Here is a 2,523-nt window from a genome sequence, read left to right on the forward strand (position 1 = left end):
GCTTCAAGGGTGCCAAGCCCTACCACCAGGCGCACGCCCGGGGTGTGAAGCTCATCGGGGCCACGGCGCACTACGTCACGGCAGCCCTGGATGAGGGGCCGATCATCGAGCAGGAAGTCATCCGCGTGGACCACCGGCGCACCCCCGAGCAGTTCGTCCAGATGGGCCGCGACGTCGAGGGCCGCACCCTGGCCCAGGCCGTGCAGTGGCATGCCGAGCACCGCGTCCTGCTCGACGGTAACCGGACGGTTGTCTTTAACTGATTCCGGTCTTTGACTAGAGCCATGGAATCCATCCGGAAGGACCGGCTCGAATCATTCGTGGCCCTGCTGAAGTCAGAGGGGCGGCACGCGGTGCTGGGGCTCGACTGCGGCACGGGCACTGACGGGCTGCACTTTGTGCAGTCCKGCATCCATTTMACCGGCGTCGACCCGTCCGAGGAAAATATCCATGCCGCCCGGGCGCACGGGCTGGAGGCGTCCGTGGCAGGCCCGGAATCGCTGCCGTTCGCCGACGCCGCGTTCTCCTCGGTCTGGGCGGTGGACGCCCTGGCGGGGCTGCCGCCGGACCAGTGGGACGACGTCGTCCGCGAACTCGGGCGGGTGGCCGAACCCGGCGCGCCGATCGCCGTCGTCCTCCCGTCCCCGGCCCCGGCCCCGCGCAGCGAAGGCGACGGAAGCGGCGGGGGCGCAGAAGCCGGAAGCGTCAGCAAAGGTGGCAGCGGCGACGGCGGGTTTACGGTCCTCCGCTCCCCCGCCTGACCCAAACCCCCGATGCGCTATCACTTATGGCTGCTCTGAGCGCTCAGAGCAGCCATAAGTGATAGGGCAACGGGGTGGGCAGGTGTCCTAGGCTGGAGGCATGGCTCCCCTCTACGCATTCGCCGGCACGACCCCGGCCGTCCATGACTCCGCTTTCATCGCGCCCACGGCCTCGGTGATMGGCAACGCCACGCTGGCTGAGAACTMGAGCGCCTTCTACGGCGTATCCGTCCGCGCCGACACCGCCGCCATCACCGTGGGCGCCGGCAGCAACCTGCAGGACAACGTGGTGCTGCACGCCGATCCCGGGTTCCCCTGCACCGTCGGGGCCCGGGTCAGCGTCGGCCACAGCGCCGTGGTGCACGGCTGCACCGTCGAGGACGATTGCCTGATCGGCATGAGCGCCACCATCCTCAACGGGGCCGTGATCGGCACCGGCTCGCTTGTTGCTGCCGGTGCCGTCGTGCTGGAGGGCACGGTCATCCCGCCGCGCTCGMTCGTCGCCGGGGTGCCCGCGAAAGTCCGGCGCGAGCTCAGCGACGAGGAGTTCGCGGGCGTCCAGCGCAATGCCGCGCACTACCAGGAGCTGGCACGGGCGCACCGCGAACTCCACAGCGCCTGAGCCCCGGGCCGCTTTCGAGGGCGAACAGCTTAGTCCAGGGCGATCGGGCCCAGCTCGGGCAGGAGCTCGCCCGGGCCCGGGTTCCCGGCCGGTGTCCGGCCGCCGAGGTGGTTGACCACGCCCCAGACCGCGTTGAGGCCGGTGGTGACGGCACCCTCGGCCCAGCCGGCGGTGAAGGAGACGTCGTCGCCGGCGAGGAAGATCCCGCGCTGTTCGGCGGGCAGCCMGTCCTGCTTGAAGTGGGTGAAGAGCCGCTGCTGGTAGCGGTAGTGCCCCGGCAGGTTGGCCTTGAAAGCGCCCATGAAGTTKGGGTCGGCCTCCCACGAGACCGTGATCGGCTGGCCCACGATGTGGCCGGCGATGTCGACGCCCGGGTAGATCTGCTCCAGCGAGTGCAGCATGAGCTCCGCCCGCTGGTCCGCGTCGAGTGAGAGCCACTTCAGCGCGTCGTCGTTCCATGTGTAGGACAGCAGGATCACGGCGGGCTGGTCCGGGCCGTTGTCCAGCAGGTACGTGGCCCGGTTCAGCCGGTCGGTCAGCGTCATGGACAGGACCTCGCGGCCGGTCTCCGGATMGATGTCCTTCCAGAACGGCCGGTCCACCATGACGAAGGTCTTGGAGGACTGCATGTAGTGCGAGCGTTCGATCGCCGTCCACAGCTCGGCGGGAAACAGGGTTTCGTCCGTGTGGATCCGCGTCGACAGCAGCCAGGACTGGCACGTGGTMACCACCGCCGGGTAGGCGGACTCGCGTCCCCAGCGTTCGCGGATCCGGAAGTCGCCGCTGCCGTCGCGGGCGATGCGCTCCACGGCGCCGCGCGGGGCACCCGCATGCAGCGACGCCAGGGAGGTGCCGTCCGGCCAGTGCGCCATGCCCGACGGCGCGTGCTCCCACAGCGCCTCGGGGAGCYGCTGCGCGCCGCCGKCGATGAGCCGGTGCTGGTCGTCGGCGTCGGTGTAGACGACCCGGAGGATTTCGAGGATGGAGTTGGGGAAGTCGGTGTCCCAGCCGCCGGTGCCGAAGCCCACCTGCCCGAACGCCTCGCGGTGGGCGAAGCCGGCCTGCTTGAAGGAGTCGCTCCCGGCGATGAAACCGTAGAACGTCTGCTCGTCCAGCTCCGGCAGCAGCGCGTTCCACAGT

4 protein-coding genes are annotated in these 2,523 nt (G+C 69.7%); 3 read left to right on the forward strand and 1 reads right to left on the reverse strand.

The features are described from left to right. The 3 genes from AC1DBQ_RS22885 to AC1DBQ_RS22895 form a co-directional block, all read left to right on the forward strand. On the forward strand, nt 1–263 hold a 263-nt coding region (locus tag AC1DBQ_RS22885), incomplete at its 5' end, for a formyltransferase family protein (protein ID WP_476930688.1). A gap of 21 nt (nt 264–284) precedes the next feature. Continuing rightward, entirely contained in the window at nt 285–761 is a 477-nt protein-coding gene (locus AC1DBQ_RS22890; RefSeq protein ID WP_476930689.1) for a class I SAM-dependent methyltransferase, read from the forward strand. A gap of 100 nt (nt 762–861) precedes the next feature. Next, on the forward strand, nt 862–1,383 hold the full coding sequence (locus tag AC1DBQ_RS22895) for a gamma carbonic anhydrase family protein (protein WP_476930690.1): 522 nt from the start codon (nt 862–864) through the stop codon (nt 1,381–1,383). A 29-nt stretch (nt 1,384–1,412) separates the two neighbouring features. On the opposite strand, the gene AC1DBQ_RS22900 is transcribed toward AC1DBQ_RS22895, so the two are convergent. Further along, a partial coding sequence (locus AC1DBQ_RS22900) for a flavin monoamine oxidase family protein (RefSeq protein ID WP_476930691.1) occupies nt 1,413–2,523 on the reverse strand: 1,111 nt, incomplete at its 5' end.

Source organism: Arthrobacter sp. 10T413_2 (assembly GCF_056394205.1).